This is a genomic window from Streptomyces sp. NPDC004435, from assembly GCF_042873895.1.
In the GTDB taxonomy this organism is placed as follows: Bacteria; Actinomycetota; Actinomycetes; order Streptomycetales; family Streptomycetaceae; genus Streptomyces.
In genome coordinates this window covers 343,701-362,535 of the sequence record NZ_JBIAMB010000003.1, presented here as the reverse complement: position 1 = coordinate 362,535, position 18,835 = coordinate 343,701, and the positions used below count along the sequence as shown (strand labels likewise).

The following is an 18,835-nucleotide window of genomic DNA, read 5'->3' as shown; positions in this document are numbered from 1 at the left end:
TCAGGCAATCGCCTTATAGGTGATGGTCACGGGGGACGCCGTTCCATCCGTCAGCGCGACGCCGGAAAGGTCCTGAGCCAGAACCTCACGGCCACCGACGTTCACGGGGCCCTCATCGAATCGGGCCGCCGGAAGCTCGATCTTCACCTGGCTTTCGTCAGGGCCGTCCCAAAGAACCGTGATGGTTGCCATAGCACCGCTCTCGATGGCCGCCGCCACGCGGCTGACGTGATTCGTGCCGCTGAATTCGCCCTTGATGCTCCACTCGTACTTCCGAATGTCGTTCTCCAGGGGCTCGCCCTTGAGGCCGCCCCGGATGAAGTAGCGGTCATCCTTCAGGCCATTAGAGCCCTTAAGGGAGAAGTCCGAGATGTCGAAGGAGGTGCCGCCCACGGTCACGGTGCCACCCGCAAAACTGTAGAGACGCGTGTTAGCCGCGTAGGTCGGAGTGCCGGTCGCGTAAGCGCCTGCTCCGGCGCCGATCGTCTCCTTAGCGAAGTCGCACGAAAGCGTCAGGTTGAGAAGTTCGTCAACGGCGTTAGCAATTTCCCACTCCTTGACCTTGCCGCCCTGGTAGGTGAACGGGATCATCGCGCCCTTGTTGTCCACGCGGCCAACCTGGGCCGTGAAGCTCTTGCCGTTCAGGTCGCCGAGGACGGCCGTGTGAGTGGTGAATCCGCCCGCTGGAGCACCGGAAGTAAGCCCGCCCATCATGTGCTTAAGCCAGAACTCGAAGCCGCCGCTCATCACTTCGAGCTTGACGTCTCCCTCGGCGCCCTTGTGATTGACCGCGAACCGATCAGATCGAAGGACCCGAGCACCAGCCCGAATGCCCTCCGAGTCAATCCGCTCGTACTTGCCGGCCAGCCCCTCATCGGTGAACTCGAAGAACTTGGTGACGGCTACCGCCGTGCCGTAAGTGACCTCATCGGACACGCCGAAGTATGAATCGTGAACAGTGGCCATTACTTAGCCTTCTCCTTCGCCTTGAATTCCTGCCAGCCCTGGCGAATGAGAGCCTGGGCAACGTCCTCGGCGACCTCGATAGGGTCGCCCTTTACTGCGGTGAGGCCCAGTGAAGGAACCTCGACGGCTGCATAAGGGCCGCCATAGACCACCGTCTTCATTAGAGCCTCGCCTTCACTCGAACAATCGCCTCGATCTGGCCTTCATAGACCTGATCGGACGGGAAGCTGACCAGCTTCTTAGGGACGAAGTCCGACGTGACGACGGACTGAATTCCGAGAGTCGGGGAGACCTTCAGGCCGTTCTCGATGCCCTCGGCCATACGCTGAAGCTCCCCCTCGACCTCTTCCGAAGTGGCCGCCGAAAGCTGGCAGTTCACAACAACACTCACTTCGAAAACCTCTTCACGGCTTCGGTTTGTCGCCCACTGCGAGTCAGGCCAGAGCACTTCACCCACGAACACCCATCGGCGTTCCGGGGACCTCGACGGGTAGCCCCAGGTGACCTGATAGCCAGCCAGGGCCGGAAGGGCCCGGATCATGTCGCGCAACGCGCCCTTGAAGGCGAATGCGTTAGTACTCACCGAGCCACCCCAAACACGTCATAGAAAATCCCGTACTTGTACCTCTTCAGGACGGCGTCAACCTCGGGGATGCCGGTCTCGTAGCCGTTCCGGCCCGGAGTTGCCAGCGTGAAGTTCCCGCCCTCGGCGGCCACGAATGCCGTGGCCCGGTCCGGAATGCCGGACCGTTCGGCCGTGAGGACGGAGCGGAGCCGCAGCAAGCCCGCACGCCGTACGTCCTCGGGGGCCTGGGCGAAGCCGTAGCGGAACGTGAGCGCGTACCGGTCGCCCTCCCGCAGCTCGGTAGGAGCCGTGACAAAGCCCGTGGACTCGACAAGCCAGTCAGCCGTATCGACGGCGCCCGAGGGGCCCCGCACGGCCACCAGGGCGGACACGTCGTGAAAGCCGAGGAAGAGCGTCCTCGACCCGTCCGCCTCGACCACGGCACGGGCCGTGCGGGGAACGAAGCTCCGAGCGGTGATCGTCTCGAACTCGGCCGCGACCACGTCGCGGTAGTGCCGCAGCTCGGCGGTAGGAAAGCGGGCCGTGTCGGCTAGGTCCATGTCGGACCGACGCGCTTCGGGGAGGGTGAAGAGGAAGGCCCCGACCACCTCGAAGGTGGTCGTGTCCGTCGCCTGCCCGCCGGCCTGCCATTCCGCCGTGTAAACGCCCTCCGACTGGGGCGGAAGGGCTACCGACCATTCGTCACCCGAGCTGGTCGCGTCGCCCGTGTAAACGGTCTGCCCCTCGGCGTCCCGCACGGTCACCGACGCGGCAGGGACGACCATAGGGGACTCGTCATCTAGAAAAATGTGCGTCAGCTTGACGCCCCTGCCGCTCAGAAACCGCACGTCAAGCCCCCTGCGGGGACTTCCGCGGCCTACCCGGCCCGCGCTTCTCCGGCGCCACCTGGGCGGCCGTTTCGCGGGTCTCAGCGGCAGTACCGGTCACCAGCTCGGCGCGCTGGTCGTTGACCAGCGAGATAGCCAGGCCGGCGGGGAGCTCTACCTCGTCGCCGACGCTGGGATAGGGCCTGTTGTCGAGGAGGCCCGACCCTGCCTCAAGAATGCGAACCTTCATATCCTCAACTTCCGTTGGATGACCGAGGGGGCCGCCCAACTGGGCGGCCCCCTCGACCCGCTTACGCGGTGACAGTCAGAGCCTTGACGGAAGCCAGGTCGAAGAGATCGCCCGTACCGCGCCAGGTGATCTTGAAGGCGGTCACGTCACGGTCATAGCCGTACTCGTCGGACCGGACGACGCGGAGATTCCGCACCTGACGGATCAGGTACTTCGACGGGTCGCCATAGACCAGAACCTTCGCGCCCGCGCCCGAGGTGACCACGTTCGGGTCGGTCATGATCGGGGTGCCAAGGATGGTGTCCGGGGCGCCCGCAGTAAGGGACGGCTGCCAGATGTACCGGCCGTCAGCATCCTTCAGCTTCCGAAGGGTCTGGATCGCCGAATCCGAGGTCATGAAGACCGCGCCCTTGCGGTACGGCTTCAGGATCGAATGCTGAAGGTCGATCAGGTTGTCAGTGGTGACCCCCGCCAGGTTGGCCGCGTTGACGCCACCGGTAGCGCGGGTGATCCAGCCCCAGGGCTTGCCGGTGCCGTTGCCGACCAGGAGGTCAGCCATGACCTTGTCGGCGACAGCCTCGCCCGCGTCCTCGGCGAGGATGCCGAGGATGTCAAGCTGGGAGTCCTGGACGATTTCGGTAGTCGCCTCGACGATCACGCCGTACTTGTAGGCGCCGATGTTCGTCTTCGTCCAAGAGCCGTCGGACTTGCCGTAGGCCGCGTTCTCCGCGACCTGCGAAGCGGTCGGCCGGCCGTTCTTCACGGGGTACTCGATTACCTCACCGGACGCCGTGGTGAGGAGCCGCGCCTTGCCGAAGAAGTCGCTTCGGACTCGCATGGCTTCCTGGACCTGGGCGACGAACGAAGTCGCAAAGGTGTTACCGGCGTTGGCCGCGCTGCCGCTGGTAGCGGTGCGAAGGTCGAAATCGACGCCAGGGAGGTCACCGCGCGCGACCGCGCGCAGCTCGGCCGCCTCGTCGCGCTCGCCCTGGCGCTGCTCGGGGTTGCCGGGAAGGACCAGGCCGCCCGCGCGCTGGGCGAGGGACCGCACCTCGGCCTCACGCTCGCCGCGCTCGACGGCGTCCCGGGCCTCGACCTCCAGGGCGCGAAGGTCGGTATCGATCCGCTCGACGCGCTCGCGCTTCTCGGCTTCGGAAAGAACGGTGTCGGCCTCGATCGCGCGAAGCTCGGTCACCAGGGCGGCTCGCTTCTCAAGCGCGGCCGTTGCCATAGCGGCATAGTTCATAGCTGTTCCAAGTGCTAGTGTCCAAATATTAGGTTCAGGGCAAAAAAGGGGTTGCCCTACAGCCGCTTGGCGCGAATCGCAAGACTCACGACATCGTGATTTCGGCTATGAATGTCGAGGGGGAAGGTCCGCGCTTCAGTCGGGAGCGCCGGAATTTCAACTTCTTCTCGAATTGCGGCCCGGATCGCTTCGAGCGAATCCAGTCGCGCTACAGGAAGCCCGCGCCGCTCGGCCAGAAGCTCAAGAGCGCGAGAGCCGACACCCGAAGTGGAGTCGGCGTATGCCGGGTAGGTCACCGGAGAGACATCGAAGAGGGCGACCTTCTGAAGAGTCCGAAGCGGAAAGCCGTCTTCATCCTCGGCCCAAGAATCGCCCTCGGGGCCAGCCGTCTTAAAGCCGAAACTGGATTGGCTTACGTCACCGCGTTCCATGGCTGTAGTGAGATCGCGCGCGTAAGTGGTGTCGGGCATGTCGACTTCGTAGTGAAGGCCCGTGGTGTCCTCGGAAAGTCGAAGCGTGCCGCTTCGATTCCGGCCGAGGATCAGATTCGGATCATGGTTGAAGAGCGCGCGGATATCGTCGCGCCCGATGCTTTCGGAAGTCGCCCCCTGGGCGACTCGTTCACGAAAGCCGCCGAGGTTGCCCGAGCGGGCATCCCACTTCAGGGCGTAGCCGTAGAAGCGAAACTGTCCGCCCTCGGAGCGGACCTCAAACTCTGTGGGAACCGCGCGGCGTTCGATCTGAACCGCGCTGCTGGCATCTTCAGTCGGTCGGATTAGCGTCACTGGGGTCTTCCTTCTGATCCGTTACGTCGGGGGCCAGTTCTGTGGTGGGGTCCGCGTTCGGATCAGGGACGGCCGGCGGAGCCGGAGCAACCGCGGGCTTCGGCTCTTCCTTCTTCTCGTCGTCGCCGACGATTCCGAGATTCAAGGGCCGGTAATAGCGCTGCCCGAGCTTCTTCGGGAGGGGTGCCAGATCTTCCATGGCTCGGATCTCGTCCGCATTCAGGAAGCCGTTATTGAGCGCCACCTGATAGGACTCGTACCGGTCCTTCGTCTTCGCCCGGAGTCGAGCGTCAACGTTGAACCGGATGTACTGAAGTCCCGGAAGGAGGAAGGTCGAAACCGACTGCTCTATTCGCACAATCCACGGCATGAGCGTCTGGTCAACGAAGAACTTGTTTTGTTCCTCAATGCCGGTTCCCCAGGTCGAGCTAACCGAGCTATCCACCAGATAGGCAGGCACGCGGTACAGGAGCGCAATCTCTGTCTTCTGAAACCGTCGCGTTTCGAGGAACTGAGCCTGTTCGGGAGAGAGCGTGATCGGTTTAAACGATGCGCCGCCCGTTAGGACGCCCACGCTGTGGGAGTTCTTCACGCCCGAATGCGTTTTCCGGAACATATCCCGCAGAAGGCGGGCTTCGTCCGGCCGAGGCGTTCCCGGATGCTCGATGACGCCGGCCATCGTGGTTCCCTGCTCGAAGAAGCGGGACCCGAATTCCTCGGCGACCAACCCGAGGCCGATAGCCTCGCGGGCCATGTCGATGGGCGAAAGACCGCGACTGGCGCCCGGAACCGTGAAAGCTGAGATGTGGAGAATCTGGCTTCGATCGAAGGTTCCTTGAATGGCGCCCTGGTCGTCGCTCACCTGATAGCTGTTGTCCCCTAGTGGCCCGTCCACGATGTGCACGTTCTGCGGGTGGAGGCAGTAGAGGGCGGCCACTTCGCCACGGTCATTCCGGAGGGTGTAGAGGAATGCGTTCCCATCGGTCAGAAGACTGACGATGACCCGAAACCAAAACTCATACGAGGTCTGGAAAGGGTTGGGCTGACGAATCCACCGAGGCGACCGGATGGCGTCGAAGGATTCCTTCCGGCCGTTGATCTTCGTGTAATGCTCGACAGGAAGGGACGCCACCGCATCGGCAATGAGCGACTGGCAGGCGTATACCGAAACCATCTGTAGCGAGGATCGTCGGGATACTCTCCGGCCTGAGGCCGTGCGAAGTGAGGATCCCGACTCGACATCGCGTGCCCAGTCGGAAGTCAGGCCCGACATGGCCGCTCGAACCTCGCCGCCAATACGTGTAAACAGGCTCACCGCCGCTTACCCCCGTCCGTCGCGAAGCCGATTAGCCCGAGGCACAGGGCCACCGCGAAATGCCCGAGGGGGCGCGCGACGTCATAGGCCGCCGCAGCCACGAAACCGAGGCTGCCGACCTGAAAGACGTTAGGGACAAAGGCGGACGCGACGTTACGGAGGGAGCAGCCCAGCTTGGGCCGATCCATGAATCTCCTAATCGTCGTCTTCTAGGAAGTAGTCCTTCTGCCGGGAGGCAGGGGTAAGAAGCGATTCCAGCTCGGAATCTGAGTACTCTTGGCTGAAGTTCACGAAGGTGACGTGAACTTCTTCCTCGACCGGAATGGCCGTGAGGAAGAAGGCGTTGGCCAGGGCCGCAATGCCGTCGATCTTCTCGCCGGACTTCGCCTTAGAGGGCTTCACCAAACCGTCGCCGGTAACGTCCAACTCGACGTTGTCAGCCATCCAGCGAAGAACCGGGTGGCCGCCGTGCCGCAGCTCCCGCGCGGCCAGGGCGGACTCGATCGCCTTGCTCGGGTCATTCAGTCGGGCCGCACTCTGCGGCACCTTCACGGCTGTAAGGCCGTGCTCCTCCAGCTCGTTGACGAGCTGCGTTGCGTTCCACGGGTCATAGCCGAAGAAGCGAATCCGGAACGCTTCGGCGTCCTCGGCGATGTGCCGGAAGATCGCCTTGAAGTCCGTAGTCGGACCCTCGGTCACCGTGAGGAAACCCTCACGCTCCCAAACCTCGAAATGGCTCCGCATGTTGGACCGCTTTTCGACTGCCGGCCGAGGCACCCAGAAGTGCGGCACAACCGTCCAGCCGTCCGCCTCGGGGTCATTGGGAGAGCCGGGGAACAAGAGGACCCAGGCGTTGAAGTCGCCCGTTGCCGCTAGGTCGATTCCCGCATAGCAAGGGCGGCCCTTAAGTCGCTCCTTCGGGAACTTCTCCGAACCGTTCTCGTCCCACAGGTGCATGTCGAGCCACCTGTTCGCCTGACTGACCCACTGGTTCAGGCGGAAGACACGGAAGGCATTCTGAGCCGTCGGCTTCTCCGCCGCCTCCATCGCCTCGGCCCGCAGGTTGTTGATGTTGAGGAAGGAACCGAGCGCCGGATTCGCGAGATACCAACCCGTCCCCTTCGGGTTCTCAGGAGAAGGCGGCTTGCCTTCGTCCTTCCAATCCCAGTCATCAGGAACGTTGCGCGCGAATACGAATCGCGCGGGATCCATGTTCTGATCCTCGCGGACCCGAAGGGAATGCTCATGCTCCTCAAGAGCGAAGGCCGCGGTTCGATATGCGGCCGTGGTAGCCGCAATCATGATCGGCTGTCGACGCGTACCGAAACCCTGGCGCATCGAATCCCAGAGATGTCGATCCCGCTGTGTCAGAACCTCATCGAAGAGAACCATCGACGGGTTAGTTCCGAGAGCGCCGGCCGCATCGCCGGGGAGCACCTGATAGAAGCTGTTCGTCTTCCGGTCGATGATCCGCTTCTTCGAGTCGATGATTTCGAGTCGACTGTTCAGAATCGTGTTCAGCTCAACCATTCGCTTCGCCGTGTTGTAGACGAGCCCCGCCTGATCGCGGTCAACCGCGACCGAATACACCTCGGCGGATTCCTCGAAGTCTCCAACCAGACCCAGCAAAGCGAACGCGCTAAGAAGCTCGGACTTCCCGTTCTTACGGGCCATCTCAAGCCACGCTATTCGGTACTGGCGAACGTATTCCTCGTACTGGTCATCCCACATGACCGTGCCGAAAAGCGGCTTGACGATCTCTTCCTTCTGCCAAGGATCGAGAAGGAAGGGGGCGCCCGCGTGGCGCCCCTTAGTGTGGACAATCAGCTTCTCAATGAAGTTGATCGCGTGGGTGGCGCGCTTCTCGTCATAGCGGAAGAAGCCTTCTCGCGGCTCGATCGGGCCGAAGGGGGACGAGACGAAATGCTCGCTCATCTCTCACCCCCGGTCTCTTTGCCTTCCACTCTCTATAGACATGTAAAAACGCAGGCCCTCACACCCGATTTCCCTTACTGCTGTTGCAGCCGAGATGGGCGGCCTGGCAATTGCTCTCGACGTGCCCCGGGGTACCGGGGCCGTGCGACAGGGGAACGATGTGATCGAGGGACTTGCTGAGCGGCTTCGGGAAGCGGATGACCCGGTCTATTGGCTGGCCGCATAGCTGACAGACCCAGCCGTCCCGCGCAAAGACCTTCGCGCGGGAGACCTTCTCGTAGGGCACCCCCCACGTTTCACACCGAAGCTTGAGGGCGTACTCGCGGCGCGATAGCCACCCCGCCGGCCTCCGCCGTCGGCGCTTCTTCTGTGGGCCCTCGGCCATACGTACTCCCGTTAGGTGTTGGTCGGATAGAGGCGCGCGTTCTCCGTGGTGGTCTCGCTGACGACGACAGAACCGGCGTAGTCGAGAGAGCGCTGATTGAGGACGCGGCCCGGATTCACCGCCGCGTAGAAAGCCACTTTCGCCGCCATGTAGGCCATGGCCGCCTGATCAAGCTCGGGAGTCCGCTCGACTTCCGAAGAGAGCTGGTAGACCTCATAGGGGATGTCCTCGGCGAAGGCGAAGGTGTAGTTACGCTGAGCGGTAGTTACCGGAGCCACGGATGCCGCCAATCGTTGAAGGTGTGTAAACGCACTAGGCGCGTCACGGGATTCGAACCCGCGTCGCCCCCGGAGAAGGGGGAGTTCTAGGCCGCTGAACTAGACGCGCAATCCGTCCGTCAGATGATCAGTCCGAGTTTCGGGATTAGGGGAGCTACCCCATCGAAGGTGTGGGCGGAATCGAACCGCCTCCTCGCCTTTGGGGCCGGAGAGACCGGCCAGCGTGCCCCCCTGCGGGCTGCACACCCATTCCGGAGGAGCCGACAAGGGCTCAAACTCCGTGGCCCCGAAAGGGGGCCTGGGCGCCCCGCTCAGCTCAGGAGAGAGAGAACCTGAGCGTCGGGACCTTCCTCGGAATCCGAGGGCACAGAGAGCCGCGTACGGTCGCTAGGCGACAGTCCGAAGCGACTCCCGAACTTGATCATCAGATCGGCGGAGTCTCTGAGCACCTGGGCGGCGGGATTCTTGACTAGGCCGCCGTCGCGTCCAGCCACTAGTGGGCCGTACTCCGCCATCGCTTCCCGGGCGGCATTGAAGGTGGCCCAGGCTTCGCAGTAGGCGACCAGATAGGCGCGGTCCAGCCGCGTGACCAGGCCCAGGCGCTCCAGCTCGGGGACGACGCGGCCCCACTCGGCCAGGGCCTCGCCCTTGAGGTCGGCCGGCGGGCGCGGGGCGCCCCGGGACGGCTCCGGCTCGGCGCCGCCCTGCCGCTTCTTCGAGGGGTTACCCCGCAGCTCGACAAGCCGCGAAGGCGTAGGGGGCGGTCCGGGCATGTCTGCCACCTCTCTGGTCTGGAATTCCCTTCTCTGGGAAACGCTTCTGTGAATTGCGCGGAGGCATCCGCGCTGGTCAAGGGCCTAGGCGCTCGCTCGCTCCGCTATCCGTAGCCATCCGCATTCCCACCACTTCAGGCGAACCCCCGCGCGCTCACAGAGAGGGAAGGCGGCGGGTGCGGAGAAGGCGCCCGGAATCCTTTCGGATCCCCCCTCCCGGAAAAATCCGGCCCGGAAGCTGATCCAGAATGCTCGACAGGGCTTCGTCTGGTGTGCTCCGGCGGTTTCACCGCCCACGGTTGCATGGTCGCGGCCCGAGGGGCCGTACAGGGGCGTGCGTGGGAATGGTGGACCCTTCCGCGGGTTCCGCGTAAAGGGTCAGCGTGGGGGATTGGTGGAGGATCTGGCTCGGCTTCGCCGGCCGAGGGATATCCGCTAGTAGCGGACCCCTCTTCGGTAGTCGTTCTCTCTGCGTGTATTGCATGAACGGCAAAGCACTCGAACGTTGTCGAGTGTGTTGGTTCCTCCATCCTTCAGGGGAAGGATGTGGTCTCCGGTGAGGTCATGGTCTTTACCGCAGAAAGAGCAGTAGGGCTGAAGCCTGATGGCTTCGGCTCTCACCTTCTGCCATTGGTAGTCGTACCGTCCTGGCTTTCTGGTGTTCTTGCTCTTGTGTCGACGGGGGGCACCCCCGCAGAGGGGGCACCCTGTACCGATGGGGGATAGGCGTTTGTGGCGGGGGCACATGCTGTAAGGCATGGGGCACCCCCTTTCATAGGGGGCTACCCCTCTCGATTGAGGGGCTACCCTCTTTGTTCTTCACTCTCTATAGACATGTAAAAGCCAGGGCTTCTATGGCCCTGGCTAGAAGAAGTTTCCTTCTTTATAGGGGCGGCCTCGGGAGGGCCGCCCTTCTGCTACTGCTCTCTCTCGTTCGCAGTAGCTCTCTGATCGCGGCCTAGGCCGCTCTGAGCTATGTCCCCCGATCCCCCCGGCTTTCGCTCGCTCGCTCCGCTCACTCTCTACAGCCGACCCCCTTACCCCCTTCGGTAGCTATAGACATGTAAAACCTGCCCAGGTCTAACACCTGGGCTGAAAGTTGCCTCTGACCTGCGGCTTCTTGAGTCCGCCAGGGCATCGAAGCTATGTTTTGGAACGTCAGCGAGGAGCGGCCCCGAACGGGCCGGGAGCTGACCCAGGACCCGTTTAAACCGCCCAGGAAGAAGGCTCGCGTGTTCCTCTCGCCGAAGATCGCCGTCAGTGTGAACCGGTACATCCAGAACGGCCCCGAGGGCCGTGACCCGAGCTTCAAGCACAACTTCGCGGGCCGAATCGAGGTCTCCGGTGGAATCCTCCGCTACTCGACCACCGGCGCCGCCCCGGCGCCCGTGAAGCCGGTCATCGACGTCCCCACGGTCCCCGCTGCGGCCCTCATCCGTCGAATCGCCAAGGCCGGAAACTAGTATTTGGAAAGGTGGCCCTGGTGACGCTCGTCAAGGCCCTCGAAATGATCCGCCCCTTTCAGGGGCTCCCGTACCACGAAAAGGCCGTGAGCCAGCTTCACCTAGCGGCCGGTCGAGGAAATCGCGAGCTTCACCGGGCCGCCTACCGAATCCGAAACGCCTTCGCGGCCTACCAGTACGCCGTGACCTACGGAAAGGCCGAATAGTGGCCCTGTACCTCTCCGCCGTCCTTATCTTCCTCGGCGCCTTCTCCCTGGCCTTCTTCATCCTCGCGGCTACCGTCGATTTCTGGATCGACCGGGCGGAGAAGCGGAGCAACCGTGACTAGCGAGTCCATCGACCTGAACGACCTTTCCCCCGAGGAGCGAGAGCGCATCCTCGGGGACCTCTTCCGAGAGACTGAGAACGACTGTGAGTGAACGAGCCTCTACGGCTCCCAAGATTCTGGAGTTGTGCGCCGGATACGGCGGCTTGGGTATGGCCGTAGAGGCTCTAACCGGGGGCCGGGTCGAATGGGTAGCCGACAACGACCCCCAGAAGTCCAAAATCCTCGAACACCGCTTCCCTGGGGTGCCCAACCTCGGCGATATCACGCAGTTCGACTGGGCGTCCCTCGTAGGCGAGGGAGTAGACATCATCACGGCCGGATTTCCGTGCCAAGACATCAGCAATGCGGGGAAGAGGATTGGCATTGAAGGCTCTCGTTCGGGAATCTGGGCGAACGTCGCTGAAGCCGTTCGCGTCCTGGAGCCGAAATTCATCTTCCTGGAAAACGTCGCCGCGATCCGAAGTCGAGGACTCGCCCGCGTACTCGGGGACCTGGCCGCGTGCGGGTATGACGCTGCGTGGACGTGCTATCGAGCGTCCGCCGCTGGTGCCCCCCACCACCGCGATCGGTTCTTTCTCGTTGCGGCACCTGCCGACCCCCACGGCCGCTGACGGCCGTCGAGGACCCGACTACGCGAAGGCCGCCAGGACCGGGGCCGGGGGCGATGATCTCGTAACCGCGATGGCCCGACTGTGGCCCCGCGACAAGTCCGAGAAGCTACTCAAGACTCCTACCGCGAACTTGGGCCGCAACGGCGCCCCCCAGCACCCCGACAAGAGGAAGAAGGGCGGCCACGGGCCCACCCTCGAAGACGAAGCCTGTTTCCTTCTGGACGTCGAGCCCGGGGCCGACTACGGGGGCGACTTCAGCCCCTCCGAGTGGTGGGGCGACTTCGCGCCCGCCGTACGCCGATGGGAAGTCCTTACCGGGCAACCCGCGCCCGTCCCGGTCGAGTACGGGCCGCGCGGCGGCCTCCGACTGGCCCCCCGTTTCGCCGAATGGCTCATGGGTGTTCTCGACGGCTGGATAACGAAGGTGCCCGGCCTCGACCGAGGCGCCCAGCTCAAGGCGATCGGTGACGGAGTCGTGCCCCAGCAGGCTTACGCGGCGTTCGCTCACCTCATGGGGGAGCTAGAGGGGAGGAGTCGTGCAAGCGTCGGCGACGGTCCCTAGTGACGACCTAGCGCGGGCCGCCTACAACGCCTGGGCCTTCCTGCCCGCCCGGTCCATGGTGAAGACCGCTCGGGCCCACCTCGGGCCCGCCGGCCTCACCTTCACGGGCACGGACGGCTACGCGGTAGGACAGGATTCGGCGCCGGTCGAGGACTACGAGGGGCCCGCGGAAGGGGTCACGGTTCACCTCGGCCGTGACGCCCTGGCGGACCTCGACAGCGGCGGCAGGAAGGACAAGAAGGGCTTCGGGCGGGTAGAGCTTCGCCCCGGCGACGGGCTGATCTTCCGGCCCGGGAACAACGACGTGCCCACCGCCGGGGGCGACTTGATCGCCCAGGCGGACCCGCGCGTCTGGGACATGCTCGACACGCTGTTTACACGCCTCGAAGGGCGACCGCCGGCCCTTCCCGAGCTGGTCGCATTCGACCCCGCCCTACTCAGCCGCTTCTCGAAGGTGAAGGCGCCGAAGGGGAAGGATGGCCTGGGCAGGGCCCTCGACATGTGCGTGTACGACTCGAAGGGGCCCATCCTGGTCAAGATCGGCCCCACCTTCCGGGGGGTCATCATGCCGATCGATCGGGAGGTGCACGAAGAGAACGTGGGCCAGGACGGTCTATGGTGAACACGAAGAACCCCCAACCGGGCGCCGGTTGGGGGTTCGAGTCGTTTACACGCTAGGACTGGTTAGCCTGCCAGTCCTCGATCGCGACAACGGCATGCCCGCCCTTGCGCGCCTTAGAGGAAGCCTTCCGGCCCGTAGAGACCTCGGTTCCGAGGTCATAGAGCCTGAGGAGCGGGGCAGCGTGTTCGGGGCAGAGGTCCAGCTCGCGCGTGTGCACGTCAACACTGACGATGAACTCCCGCACGCCTTCCGTGGTGCCGCATTCGTCGCACCGGGAGACCACTTCCTTAGCCATGGGCCCTCCTCTCACCGAGACTCACAATCGTACCGCCGCTCAGATCGGCACTAAGGAAGTCCTGGCCCTTCATCAGCTTGTAGAAGCGCTGACGCTCCAAGTTGAGCCCGAGATACCTCTCGGTCGTGATGACCGACTTATGGTTGAGAGCGGCCTGAACCACCCGGAGAGCCGCATCGTGCCCGAGGTCGACACAGTCGTCATACAGGATGCGCGCGAACGACCGGCGCACAGTATGCCAGCCGTCGCCGTCCTCAAGCTCAATGCCCGCCCGCTCAGCGGTAGGCCGCAGAATGCGCCGAGGTGAAGTGATCGGGGCCGCCGGGTTGTAGAGCCCCCCGGCGCTCATCCCGCCGCCCTCGACAAAGACCCGTCGGTGAAAGGCGGGGAACAGGACATCGGTCCGCTTCAGGGGGCGGTCAAGCTGAACGGCGTACACGGTCAGCCACTCCCGAAGGGCCCGCTCCAAGTCGCTAGCGAGGGGGTACGTCACCTCCTCCTTCGTCTTCGGGAGGTACACGTACAGCTCGCCCTTCGAGAAGGACACGTCACCCTTCTTCATGCCCAGGGCCTCGGAGATGCGGACGCCCGTGCACGCCACGAAACAGATCAGGGCTACGTCCCGGGGATTTTCGGCGGCGGCCAGTAGCTCCCGCAGCTCGGCCCGAGTCATGCGGTACCGCGACCGGGCGGCCCGCGTGCTCTTCTCGCGTATGCCGTCCAAGAGGACGTCCGGGGTGTGGGGCGTCCACGTACGGCGGTGGCAGAAGCTCAGGAACGCCTTCATGTCGTTCCGGTACTTGCCGAGGGTCTGAGGCTGGCAGGTGGCGGCCAGGCCCTCGGCGCCGTAAAAGAAGTCCTCAAGGTGATGAGCCCGGAGCGAACCGACGTGCAGTCCGCCGGCGCTCCGCTCGAAGCGCGTCAGAAGGCTCTTCTGCGCGTACCGAACCCCCTCCGACTTGGACGACGCGAAGCGCTGACGCGTGTAGGTCTCTCGGGCGAAACTCAGTTTTGGAGTGGTCGCGCGCGGCATGATCTGTGCCTCCTGGTCAAGTGGCAGCTTCCGCGAAGACCGCAGCTCAGCGCCCGTTACTCGACTTGGATACTAGCATTGGGAATCTGTTCGAGTTCAACCAGATCTACCGGCGGCTCGAAAGCTCCATGACGGAGGCGGCCCAGTTCACCGAACTCCTCCTCGACCCCCCCACCGTCGTGGACCCGCCGTCGCCCGAACCGCTCGCCGGACCGTCCGGTCACGTCCGCTTCGAGGGCGTGCGCTTCGCCCACCGGGGCGCCGCGCCGCTCTTCGAGGGCCTCGACCTGGACGTGCCCGGCGGCACCAAGGTCGGTTTCGTCGGCCGCTCCGGCGGCGGCAAGACCACCCTCACCCGGCTGCTGCTGCGGATGACCGACGTCGACGGAGGGCGGATCCTGATCGGCGGTCAGGACATCAGCCGCATGCGCCAGTCCGACCTGCGCGGCCTCATCGCCTCCGTACCGCAGGACCCGGCGATGTTCCACCGCACCCTCCGGGAGAACATCGCCTTCGCCCGGCCCGGGGCCACGGAGGCCGAGGTCCGCAGGGCCGCCGAGGCCGCCCACGTCACCGAGTTCGCCGACGCGCTGCCCGAGGGGTTCGACACCCTGGTCGGGGAGCGCGGGGTGAAGCTCTCCGGCGGACAGCGGCAACGGGTGGCGCTGGCCCGGGCGATCCTGCGCGACGCCCCGATCCTCCTCCTCGACGAGGCGACCAGCGCCCTCGACTCGGAGAGCGAACTCCTCGTCCAGGACGCCCTGTGGCGGCTCATGGAGGGCAGGACCGCGCTCGTCGTGGCCCACCGGCTTTCCACCGTCGCCGGGATGGACCGGCTCGTGGTCCTCGACCGCGGCCGGATCGTCGAACAGGGCGACCACCACCAGCTGCTCGCCGCGGAGGGGGCGTACGCCAAGCTCTGGCGGCACCAGTCAGGCGGCTTCCTCGACGACACCGCGCCCGGGCGGACCGGCCCGGAGGCCACCGTGTCCCACTGACCGCCCGCCCCGGGTCCCGCCGGGCCGCGGTCTCCGGCCGGCGCCGCCTCGACCAGGGGCTTCACCGTGCGCGCCGGGCTCCGGGGGCTGCGGGCCGTGCGGGTGCGGACACGGTCCGCGTCTGCCAGCCTGGTGCCAGCGTGCCCGGCACAACGCCTTGACGGAAACCGTCCGTCCCACCGCCTGCGGGCGGTGGGACGGCGTACGACGGAAGGAGGCGGCCATGCTCATCGGCCACGCCTTCGAAGAGGGCGTCCTGCACCTGTCGCTCCCCGGCGACCTCGCCCTCTCCAGCCGTTCCGCCGCCGATCTGGAGGCCCAGGCCCTGGCCCACGCCCACCGGCCCCGGCACGTCCGGGTCCAGCTCACCACCGCCGATCCCAGCCCCGCCTCGCTGAGCGTGCTCTCCCGCGTCCGCCGCTTCTGCGAGAACGTGCGGATACCCATGACCGTCGTCGGCCCGGTCAGAACGCCGGCGGCGGTGCCCCTGCGGGAATGAGGAACCGGCGCGGCGGCCCGCCGGTGGCCCTCCGTCCATGGCCGGACCGGTCCGGCAGGTCGCCGCGCACGACCGATCACGCACGACCGATCACGCACGACCGATCACGCACGACCGGTCTCGCGGGACTGGTCACGTATGACCAGTCTTGTATGACTTTATAGGCCTTTTGACCCTATATGTTCGCACCTCTTCGCTGGGAAGCTCCTGAGGGGAAGTCCACGGGGGAGCCACGAGGAGGTCCTGTCGATGACCGGCACCACCATGCCGTCCGGGGCGGGTGCCGCACCGGCGCCGGGGAGCGGCCACGCCGTCTCCCCCCGGGTGATCGGGCTGGTCCTGGCCCTGGTCGCCGCCCTGTACGTCGTCGCCCCCGCCATGAACGCGGCCGTCGCCCCCCTCGTCCACACCGACCTCGGCGTCACCGCCGAGGACAACGCCGTCGCCCAGATCACCGGCGCCTGCCTGGCCATCGCGGTCCTCGCGGCGACCGGACGCGCCGGCGACCTCAAGGGCCGGCGGACCACCCTCACCGCCTCCCTCGCGGCGCTCTGCCTCGGCTCCACCGCCCTCGCCGCCTCCTTCGACCCCGCCACCTACGTGCTCGGCCGGATCCTGGTGGCCGCGGCCCTGGCCGCCGTCTTCGTCTCCTGCCTCGCCTTCATGACCACCGTCTCCATGCCCGGCCGCATCCGCCGCATCATGGGCGGCTGGCTCGCCGCCATGTCCCTCGGCTTCGTGCTCGCGGTCAACCTCGCCCCGCACGCGGCGGCCCTCACCGGCTGGCGGATCACCGCCGCCCTCATGGCCGCCGCGGCCGCCACCGCCCTGGTGCTCGTCCGCCGGCTGCTCCCCGAAGCCCGGCCGCTCGCCCGCGAGGCCCTGCCCGACGCGGTCCGCACCGTCTGCCAGGTCCTGTGCGCCGTCGCCCTCGCCGCCGCGCTCCAGCTCGCCCCGCTCTGGGGCTGGCGGGATCTCCGTGTCGGCGTCCTGCTCACCGCGGCCGTGCTCGCCTGCGCCGCCGCCCGGGTCCGCGCCCTGCGCCGTTCCGCCGAGCGCTCCCGCGCCGAGCACGTGCCCGGCGCCGTCAGGACCGGCGCGCTCGTCGCCGGCCTCGCCCTCGGCTTCACCCAGGTCGTCCTCACGATGGCCGTCCCCGTGCTCGTCACCGCCGTCGGACTCTCCACCGCCACCGCCGCCCTGGTGCTCTCCGCCTTCGGCGCCGGTGGGGCCGCCGCCTGTCTGCTGGTCCGGTACCGGGCCGTGTCCCCGCTGGCCGGCGCCTCCCTCGGGCTGCCGCTCGCCGCCCTCGGCCTCGCCCTGCTGCACGCCTTGGTCGACCACGCCGGGCACGCCCTCGGGGGCGGTGTCGCCGTCGTGACCCTCATCGGCTTCGGCACCATGCTGGCCGCCGCCCCGCAGATGGCCCGTTTCCTCGCCGCCGTCCCCCGCCCCCACCTGGGCGTGAACGCGGCCCTGCTGCCCGGCGCCATCCTCGTCGGCACCGCCGCCGCCCAGGCCCTGCCCTACACCTCCGCGCTCGGCCCCCTGCCGCAGCCCACGGAGGCCCGCGAGCTGCTCTGGGTCGGCACGATCGTGGTCGCGGTCGCCGCCCTCGCCCTCGGCCGTCCCGTCGTCGCCCTCGCCGTGGCCGGCGCCTCGGTCCTCCAGTACGTCATGGTGGACGCCGAGACCAGCCAGCCGATGAGCGTCATCGTCGCCCTCGCCGTCGGCGCCGCCGCCGGGGCGGTCGCCTGGTCGCGCCGCGAACAGACCGAGCGACTGACCCGGACCCGGGAGACCGCCACCGCGCTCCAGTGCGCCGTGCTCCACCCCATCCCGGCCCGCCTCGGCGGACTCCGCCTCGCCGGCCTGTACCACCCCGCGACGGCCGGCACCGCCATCGGCGGCGACTTCCTCGAAGCCGTCGACACCCCCTACGGCACCCGCGTCCTCATCGGCGACGTGCGCGGCAAGGGCCTCCAGGCCGTCCAGACCGTCACCGACCTGCTGGGCTGCTTCCGCAGCCAGGCCCACGAGACCGAGGACCTCGGCGAGGTCGCCGCCTGCCTGGACCGGCAGGTCCAGCGGGCCGCCACCGCCCGCGACGACCACGAGCTGTTCGCCACCGCCCTCCTCCTCCAGCACTCCGGGGGCTCCCCCGACCTCCACGCCGTGAACTGCGGCCACCTGGCCCCGCTGGAGGTCGGCCCGGAGCGGACCCGCGAGCTGCACGTGCCCGCCGTGCTGCCGCTCGGCTTCGGCCTGCTCGGCGCGGCCGGAGCCGTACGACCCCACCGGCTCGACCTCGCCCCCGGCGCCACCCTGCTCACCCACACCGACGGCCTCAGCGAGGCGCGCAACTCCACCGGCGAGTTCTACCCGCTGGCCGAGCGGCTCGCCGACGCCTGCCCCCGCACCCCGGACGACCTGGTCCGCCACCTCGACGACGACGTCCGCGACTGGACGCACCACCTCGCCGACGACATCGCCGTCATCGCCCTCGGCCGCCACTGACCGCGGCCCCCGGGATGCGGGCCGCCGGGCGCTGTCGTTGACTGGGGCCGACGATCACGCGCGAGCCGAGGGAGACCACGACATGACCGGACGCTGGGTACGCGGCGGCGCCGCCGGCCTGCTCGCCGGAGCCCTCCTGCTGGGCACGGCGGCCTGTTCCGACGACGGCGACCCCGTGTCGGGAGCGGTCAGCGAGGCCGCCTCGGCGGTCGCCTCCGCCGCCGAGGGGGTCTCCGACGCGGCCTCCGAGGCCGCCGCCAAGGCCGATCAGCAGCTCTCCGAGATCAAGGACGGGGTCGACGCGAAGGACGAGGTGGAGCTCGGCGAGGCCGCCACCGACGCCGACGGCCGCACCACCGTCCCGGTCACCGTCGACAACACGGACGACCGGACCCGGTCCTTCGCGGTCCAGGTGCAGTTCAAGGACGGCGACGGCAAGCTCGTCGACACCGTCGTCGTGACCATCTCCGACGTGCCCGCCGGCAAGCCGGGCGACGGCACCGCCCGCAGCACCCACAAGCTCTCCGGCTCGGTCACCCCCTCGGTCGCCACCGCCCTGCGCTACTGACCCCGGACGGAGCC

Annotated in this window: 24 protein-coding genes, 1 tRNA gene and 1 pseudogene; 10 read left to right on the top strand and 16 right to left on the bottom strand. The window is 66.6% G+C overall.

The features are described 5' to 3' along the window. From ACFYT9_RS07290 to ACFYT9_RS07225, 14 genes are all read right to left on the bottom strand, one after another. Positions 1–966 carry a phage tail tube protein gene (locus ACFYT9_RS07290; RefSeq protein WP_389161501.1) on the bottom strand — a complete coding sequence of 322 codons (966 nt, stop codon included), beginning with the start codon at positions 964–966 and terminating at the stop codon, positions 1–3. Continuing rightward, on the bottom strand, positions 966–1,127 hold the full coding sequence (locus ACFYT9_RS07285) for a hypothetical protein (protein WP_389161499.1): 162 nt from the start codon (positions 1,125–1,127) through the stop codon (positions 966–968). The genes ACFYT9_RS07290 and ACFYT9_RS07285 overlap by 1 nt, the downstream gene beginning before the upstream one ends. After that, entirely contained in the window at positions 1,127–1,549 is a 423-nt protein-coding gene (locus tag ACFYT9_RS07280; protein WP_389161497.1) for a hypothetical protein, read from the bottom strand. The genes ACFYT9_RS07285 and ACFYT9_RS07280 overlap by 1 nt, the downstream gene beginning before the upstream one ends. Further along, positions 1,546–2,379 carry a hypothetical protein gene (locus ACFYT9_RS07275; RefSeq protein ID WP_389161495.1) on the bottom strand — a complete coding sequence of 278 codons (834 nt, stop codon included), beginning with the start codon at positions 2,377–2,379 and terminating at the stop codon, positions 1,546–1,548. The genes ACFYT9_RS07280 and ACFYT9_RS07275 overlap by 4 nt, the downstream gene beginning before the upstream one ends. 1 nt (position 2,380) lies before the next feature. Further along, positions 2,381–2,608: a hypothetical protein gene (locus ACFYT9_RS07270; protein ID WP_389161493.1), complete on the bottom strand. Its 228-nt coding sequence runs from the start codon at positions 2,606–2,608 to the stop codon at positions 2,381–2,383. Between the two features lie 61 nt (positions 2,609–2,669). Beyond that, complete coding sequence (locus ACFYT9_RS07265; RefSeq protein ID WP_389161491.1) at positions 2,670–3,839, bottom strand: phage major capsid protein; 1,170 nt, start codon at positions 3,837–3,839, stop codon at positions 2,670–2,672. Between the two features lie 71 nt (positions 3,840–3,910). Beyond that, complete coding sequence (locus ACFYT9_RS07260) at positions 3,911–4,639, bottom strand: HK97 family phage prohead protease (RefSeq protein ID WP_389161489.1); 729 nt, start codon at positions 4,637–4,639, stop codon at positions 3,911–3,913. Further along, a complete protein-coding gene (locus ACFYT9_RS07255; protein ID WP_389161674.1) occupies positions 4,617–5,912 on the bottom strand; it encodes a phage portal protein in 1,296 nt (431 codons plus the stop codon). Before ACFYT9_RS07255 ends, ACFYT9_RS07260 begins: the two co-directional genes overlap by 23 nt. 237 nt (positions 5,913–6,149) lie before the next feature. Next, positions 6,150–7,889, bottom strand: coding sequence for a terminase large subunit (locus ACFYT9_RS07250; protein ID WP_389161488.1), 1,740 nt, complete (start codon positions 7,887–7,889; stop codon positions 6,150–6,152). Positions 7,890–7,947: 58 nt separating this feature from the next. Beyond that, the gene (locus ACFYT9_RS07245; protein WP_389161486.1) at positions 7,948–8,274 is read right to left on the bottom strand and encodes an HNH endonuclease; all 327 of its coding nucleotides are present in this window, start codon (positions 8,272–8,274) and stop codon (positions 7,948–7,950) included. Positions 8,275–8,285: 11 nt separating this feature from the next. After that, positions 8,286–8,564, bottom strand: a complete 279-nt coding sequence (locus ACFYT9_RS07240; RefSeq protein WP_389161485.1) for a hypothetical protein — start codon at positions 8,562–8,564, stop codon at positions 8,286–8,288. 25 nt (positions 8,565–8,589) lie between these two features. Further along, positions 8,590–8,661, bottom strand: a tRNA-Arg gene (locus ACFYT9_RS07235). Between the two features lie 202 nt (positions 8,662–8,863). After that, positions 8,864–9,325 (bottom strand): phage terminase small subunit P27 family, encoded by a 462-nt coding sequence (locus ACFYT9_RS07230; RefSeq protein WP_389161483.1) that lies wholly within the window; start codon positions 9,323–9,325, stop codon positions 8,864–8,866. 435 nt (positions 9,326–9,760) lie between these two features. Beyond that, the gene (locus ACFYT9_RS07225) at positions 9,761–10,072 is read right to left on the bottom strand and encodes an HNH endonuclease (RefSeq protein ID WP_389161672.1); all 312 of its coding nucleotides are present in this window, start codon (positions 10,070–10,072) and stop codon (positions 9,761–9,763) included. Positions 10,073–10,557: 485 nt separating this feature from the next. On the opposite strand from ACFYT9_RS07225, the gene ACFYT9_RS07220 reads away from it, so the two are divergent. From ACFYT9_RS07220 to ACFYT9_RS07195, 6 genes are all read left to right on the top strand, one after another. Continuing rightward, positions 10,558–10,788 (top strand): hypothetical protein, encoded by a 231-nt coding sequence (locus ACFYT9_RS07220; RefSeq protein ID WP_389161482.1) that lies wholly within the window; start codon positions 10,558–10,560, stop codon positions 10,786–10,788. Between the two features lie 20 nt (positions 10,789–10,808). Next, positions 10,809–10,994, top strand: coding sequence for a hypothetical protein (locus ACFYT9_RS07215; RefSeq protein ID WP_389161480.1), 186 nt, complete (start codon positions 10,809–10,811; stop codon positions 10,992–10,994). Continuing rightward, on the top strand, positions 10,994–11,116 hold the full coding sequence (locus ACFYT9_RS07210) for a hypothetical protein (protein ID WP_389161478.1): 123 nt from the start codon (positions 10,994–10,996) through the stop codon (positions 11,114–11,116). The genes ACFYT9_RS07215 and ACFYT9_RS07210 overlap by 1 nt, the downstream gene beginning before the upstream one ends. A 149-nt stretch (positions 11,117–11,265) precedes the next feature. Further along, complete coding sequence (locus tag ACFYT9_RS07205; RefSeq protein WP_389161477.1) at positions 11,266–11,727, top strand: DNA cytosine methyltransferase; 462 nt, start codon at positions 11,266–11,268, stop codon at positions 11,725–11,727. A 70-nt stretch (positions 11,728–11,797) separates the two neighbouring features. Then, positions 11,798–12,289 carry a DNA (cytosine-5-)-methyltransferase gene (locus tag ACFYT9_RS07200; RefSeq protein ID WP_389161476.1) on the top strand — a complete coding sequence of 164 codons (492 nt, stop codon included), beginning with the start codon at positions 11,798–11,800 and terminating at the stop codon, positions 12,287–12,289. Between the two features lie 55 nt (positions 12,290–12,344). After that, entirely contained in the window at positions 12,345–12,911 is a 567-nt protein-coding gene (locus ACFYT9_RS07195; protein WP_389161475.1) for a hypothetical protein, read from the top strand. Between the two features lie 52 nt (positions 12,912–12,963). On the opposite strand, the gene ACFYT9_RS07190 is transcribed toward ACFYT9_RS07195, so the two are convergent. Together ACFYT9_RS07190 and ACFYT9_RS07185 are read right to left on the bottom strand one after the other, a co-directional pair. Continuing rightward, positions 12,964–13,206: a hypothetical protein gene (locus tag ACFYT9_RS07190; protein WP_389161474.1), complete on the bottom strand. Its 243-nt coding sequence runs from the start codon at positions 13,204–13,206 to the stop codon at positions 12,964–12,966. Beyond that, the gene (locus ACFYT9_RS07185) at positions 13,199–14,239 is read right to left on the bottom strand and encodes a tyrosine-type recombinase/integrase (RefSeq protein WP_389161472.1); all 1,041 of its coding nucleotides are present in this window, start codon (positions 14,237–14,239) and stop codon (positions 13,199–13,201) included. Before ACFYT9_RS07185 ends, ACFYT9_RS07190 begins: the two co-directional genes overlap by 8 nt. Before the next feature lie 86 nt (positions 14,240–14,325). Here ACFYT9_RS07185 and ACFYT9_RS07180 point away from each other — a divergent pair. From ACFYT9_RS07180 to ACFYT9_RS07165, 4 genes and pseudogenes are all read left to right on the top strand, one after another. Beyond that, a pseudogene (locus tag ACFYT9_RS07180) lies at positions 14,326–15,237 on the top strand (ABC transporter ATP-binding protein); the annotation flags it as partial. A 223-nt stretch (positions 15,238–15,460) separates the two neighbouring features. After that, positions 15,461–15,736: a hypothetical protein gene (locus ACFYT9_RS07175; protein WP_387277721.1), complete on the top strand. Its 276-nt coding sequence runs from the start codon at positions 15,461–15,463 to the stop codon at positions 15,734–15,736. A 249-nt stretch (positions 15,737–15,985) separates the two neighbouring features. Continuing rightward, positions 15,986–18,253, top strand: a complete 2,268-nt coding sequence (locus ACFYT9_RS07170; protein ID WP_389161469.1) for an MFS transporter — start codon at positions 15,986–15,988, stop codon at positions 18,251–18,253. A gap of 82 nt (positions 18,254–18,335) precedes the next feature. Further along, complete coding sequence (locus ACFYT9_RS07165) at positions 18,336–18,821, top strand: hypothetical protein (protein WP_387277718.1); 486 nt, start codon at positions 18,336–18,338, stop codon at positions 18,819–18,821. The last annotated feature ends 14 nt before the right edge of the window (positions 18,822–18,835 follow it).

Coding starts and splice junctions, on each gene's coding strand:
- ACFYT9_RS07175 (WP_387277721.1), top strand. CDS start 15,461: ATGCTCATCGGCCACGCCTTCGAAGAGGGCGTCCTGCACCTGTCGCTC.
- ACFYT9_RS07190 (WP_389161474.1), bottom strand. CDS start 13,206: ATGGCTAAGGAAGTGGTCTCCCGGTGCGACGAATGCGGCACCACGGAA.
- ACFYT9_RS07285 (WP_389161499.1), bottom strand. CDS start 1,127: ATGAAGACGGTGGTCTATGGCGGCCCTTATGCAGCCGTCGAGGTTCCT.
- ACFYT9_RS07270 (WP_389161493.1), bottom strand. CDS start 2,608: ATGAAGGTTCGCATTCTTGAGGCAGGGTCGGGCCTCCTCGACAACAGG.
- ACFYT9_RS07230 (WP_389161483.1), bottom strand. CDS start 9,325: ATGCCCGGACCGCCCCCTACGCCTTCGCGGCTTGTCGAGCTGCGGGGT.
- ACFYT9_RS07205 (WP_389161477.1), top strand. CDS start 11,266: ATGGCCGTAGAGGCTCTAACCGGGGGCCGGGTCGAATGGGTAGCCGAC.
- ACFYT9_RS07290 (WP_389161501.1), bottom strand. CDS start 966: ATGGCCACTGTTCACGATTCATACTTCGGCGTGTCCGATGAGGTCACT.
- ACFYT9_RS07265 (WP_389161491.1), bottom strand. CDS start 3,839: ATGGCAACGGCCGCGCTTGAGAAGCGAGCCGCCCTGGTGACCGAGCTT.
- ACFYT9_RS07250 (WP_389161488.1), bottom strand. CDS start 7,889: ATGAGCGAGCATTTCGTCTCGTCCCCCTTCGGCCCGATCGAGCCGCGA.
- ACFYT9_RS07255 (WP_389161674.1), bottom strand. CDS start 5,912: ATGTCGGGCCTGACTTCCGACTGGGCACGCGATGTCGAGTCGGGATCC.
- ACFYT9_RS07165 (WP_387277718.1), top strand. CDS start 18,336: ATGACCGGACGCTGGGTACGCGGCGGCGCCGCCGGCCTGCTCGCCGGA.
- ACFYT9_RS07195 (WP_389161475.1), top strand. CDS start 12,345: ATGGTGAAGACCGCTCGGGCCCACCTCGGGCCCGCCGGCCTCACCTTC.
- ACFYT9_RS07200 (WP_389161476.1), top strand. CDS start 11,798: ATGGCCCGACTGTGGCCCCGCGACAAGTCCGAGAAGCTACTCAAGACT.
- ACFYT9_RS07245 (WP_389161486.1), bottom strand. CDS start 8,274: ATGGCCGAGGGCCCACAGAAGAAGCGCCGACGGCGGAGGCCGGCGGGG.
- ACFYT9_RS07170 (WP_389161469.1), top strand. CDS start 15,986: ATGACCGGCACCACCATGCCGTCCGGGGCGGGTGCCGCACCGGCGCCG.
- ACFYT9_RS07185 (WP_389161472.1), bottom strand. CDS start 14,239: ATGCCGCGCGCGACCACTCCAAAACTGAGTTTCGCCCGAGAGACCTAC.
- ACFYT9_RS07225 (WP_389161672.1), bottom strand. CDS start 10,072: ATGTGCCCCCGCCACAAACGCCTATCCCCCATCGGTACAGGGTGCCCC.